The organism is Kitasatospora sp. NPDC057512 (assembly GCF_042802135.1).
Taxonomy (GTDB): Bacteria; Actinomycetota; Actinomycetes; order Streptomycetales; family Streptomycetaceae; genus Kitasatospora.
Window position 1 is genome coordinate 1 of sequence record NZ_JBHVET010000931.1, and the last position, 2,765, is coordinate 2,765.

2 protein-coding genes and 1 pseudogene are annotated in these 2,765 nt (G+C 73.7%); all 3 read left to right on the forward strand.

Annotated elements, in window-relative coordinates; genetic code table 11:
* Positions 1–350: 350 nt before the first annotated feature.
* Positions 351–1,010 carry a phosphoribosylglycinamide formyltransferase gene (purN, locus tag ACFU6K_RS35900; RefSeq protein ID WP_380670358.1) on the forward strand — a complete coding sequence of 220 codons (660 nt, stop codon included), beginning with the start codon at positions 351–353 and terminating at the stop codon, positions 1,008–1,010.
* Positions 1,007–2,581 carry a bifunctional phosphoribosylaminoimidazolecarboxamide formyltransferase/IMP cyclohydrolase gene (gene purH / locus ACFU6K_RS35905; RefSeq protein ID WP_380670360.1) on the forward strand — a complete coding sequence of 525 codons (1,575 nt, stop codon included), beginning with the start codon at positions 1,007–1,009 and terminating at the stop codon, positions 2,579–2,581. The genes purN and purH overlap by 4 nt, the downstream gene beginning before the upstream one ends.
* Positions 2,582–2,635: 54 nt before the next feature.
* Positions 2,636–2,765, forward strand: a pseudogene (locus ACFU6K_RS35910) (hypothetical protein); the annotation flags it as partial.

Genomic DNA, 2,765 nt, shown 5'->3' on the forward strand with positions numbered 1-2,765 from the left:
CGCAGCCTGATCCGGCGGCCGTCCGGCGGGATGGTCCCGCGGCCGTCCGTCGGGCCGTCGGCGGCCCGGGCCGCGGGGCCCGGGCGGGCAGGTGCGGGCCGGGGCAACTCCGGTGCGGCGGGCCGGAGGAGATCCCCGTCTCAACTACGCGCGTAGCGCCGCCGGGAGGGTGCGGAGGCCGTCCGACCAGCCGTTATCGTGGTGACGGTCAGCAGCCCACAGAGGTTCCCCCGGGCCCGCGTCGCGGCGGGTTTCCCCGGAGTTCCCCCTCGCTCGACCTGCCGTTCGTAGTGGCCCCACCGCCGGTGGACGTACCAGCGGACGGCGCCCGACCTACGGAGAGACGCGCAGTGGCCGCCGCCCCCGCCCAGCACTTCCCGCCCCGTACGCCCGGACCGGCCCGCCTGGTGGTGCTGGTCTCCGGCTCCGGCACCAACCTGCAGGCGCTGATCGAGGCCGCGGCCGATCCGGCGTACGGCGCCGAGATCCTCGCCGTCGGTGCGGACCGGGACGGGATCGCGGGCCTGGAGCGCGCGGAGAAGGCGGGCCTGCCGACCTTCGTCCACCGGGTGAAGGACCACCCGGACCGGGCCGCCTGGGACCGCGCGCTGACCGCCTCCGTCGCCGAGTACCGGCCGGACCTGGTGGTCACGGCCGGTTTCATGAAGATCCTCGGCCCCGAGTTCATCGCCGCCTTCACCGGGCGGATCGTCAACACCCACCCCGCACTGCTGCCCGCCTTCCCCGGCGCCCACGGCGTCACCGACGCGCTCGCGTACGGGGTGAAGGTCACCGGCTGCACCGTCCACCTGGTCGACTCCGGCGTGGACACCGGGCCGATCATCGCGCAGGGCGTCGTCGAGGTCGTCGACGCCGACCACGCCGATGGCGGCGAAGCGCTGCACGAGCGCATCAAGACTGTCGAGCGCAAGCTGCTCGTCGACGTCGTGGGCCGGCTGGCCCGCGAAGGTCACCGCATCGAGGACCGAAAGGTATGGATTCCGGCATGAGTGCCAGCTCCACCACGCCCGTTTCGGAGAACGTTCGTCCGATCCGTCGCGCGCTGATCAGCGTGTACGACAAGACCGGTCTGGAGGAGCTGGCCCAAGGCCTGCACGCCGCCGGGGTCGCCATCGTCTCCACCGGCTCCACCGCCGGCCGGATCGCCGCCGCCGGCGTCCCGGTGACCGAGGTCTCCGAGCTGACCGGCTTCCCGGAGTGCCTGGACGGGCGCGTGAAGACGCTGCACCCCCGCGTGCACGCCGGCGTGCTGGCCGACCTGCGGCTGGAGTCGCACCGCGCCCAGCTGGCCGAGCTCGGTGTCGAGCCCTTCGACCTGGTCGTCGTGAACCTCTACCCGTTCAAGGCCACCGTCGCCTCCGGCGCCACCCCGGACGAGTGCGTCGAGCAGATCGACATCGGCGGCCCGAGCATGGTGCGCGCCGCCGCCAAGAACCACCCCTCGGTGGCCGTGGTGGTCGACCCGGCCCGCTACGGCGACGTGCTGAAGGCCGTCCGGGAGGGCGGCTTCGACCTGGCCACCCGCAAGCGCCTGGCCGGTGCCGCGTTCGCCCACACCGCCGCCTACGACGTGGCCGTCGCCTCCTGGTTCGAGGACGGCTACGCGCCCAGCGACGAGCGCTTCCCCGAGTTCCTCGGCGCCACCTGGGAGCGCCAGAACGTGCTGCGCTACGGCGAGAACCCGCACCAGGGCGCCGCGCTGTACAGCGACGGCACCGGCGGCCTGGCCGGCGCGCAGCAGCTGCACGGCAAGGAGATGTCGTACAACAACTACGTCGACACCGACGCCGCCCGCCGCGCCGCCTACGACCACGCCGAGCCGGCCGTCGCGATCATCAAGCACGCCAACCCGTGCGGCATCGCGACCGGCGCCGACGTCGCCGAGGCGCACCGCAAGGCGCACGAGTGCGACCCGGTCTCCGCGTACGGCGGCGTGATCGCCGTCAACCGCCCGGTCACCGTCGCGCTGGCCGAGCAGATCGCCCCGATCTTCACCGAGGTCGTCGTGGCCCCCGGCTACGAGGAGGGCGCCCTGGAGGTGCTCACCCGCAAGAAGAACCTGCGGGTGCTGCTCGCCCCCGAGGCCCCGGCCAACCGTCAGGAGGTGCGCCCGGTCTCCGGCGGCGTGCTGCTCCAGGACGCCGACCGGGTGCACGCCGAGGGCGACGACCCGGCGAACTGGACCCTCGCCACCGGCGAGGCGCTGACCGAGGCCGAGCTGGCCGAGCTGGCCTTCGCCTGGCGGGCCTGCCGGGCCGTCAAGTCCAACGCGATCCTGCTGGCCAAGGACGGCGCCTCGGTCGGCGTCGGCATGGGCCAGGTCAACCGGGTGGACTCCTGCAAGCTCGCGGTCGAGCGGGCCGGCGAGCGCGCCAAGGGCGCCTACGCGGCCTCGGACGCCTTCTTCCCGTTCGCGGACGGGCCGGCGATCCTGATCGCGGCCGGCGTGAAGGCGATCGTCCAGCCCGGTGGCTCGATCCGTGACGAGGAGGTCGTCGCGGCGGCCGCCGAGGCCGGCGTGACCATGTACTTCACCGGCGCGCGGCACTTCTTCCACTGATCCCGCCGCCGGTGCCCGCCACCGGTGTGACGGCGTGACGGAACGACAGAGCGGAACCGGGCGCTGGACCAGATCATGATGGATGTGGCGCTGCACCGGCTGCCGGTGACGTTCGTGCTGGACCGGGCGGGCATCACCGGCCCGGACGGCGCCAGTCACCACGGCATGTGGGACATGGCGCTGC

Excerpts from the sequence above, each read along its gene's own strand:
- purH (WP_380670360.1), top strand. The coding sequence starts at position 1,007 with ATGAGTGCCAGCTCCACCACGCCCGTTTCGGAGAACGTTCGTCCGATC.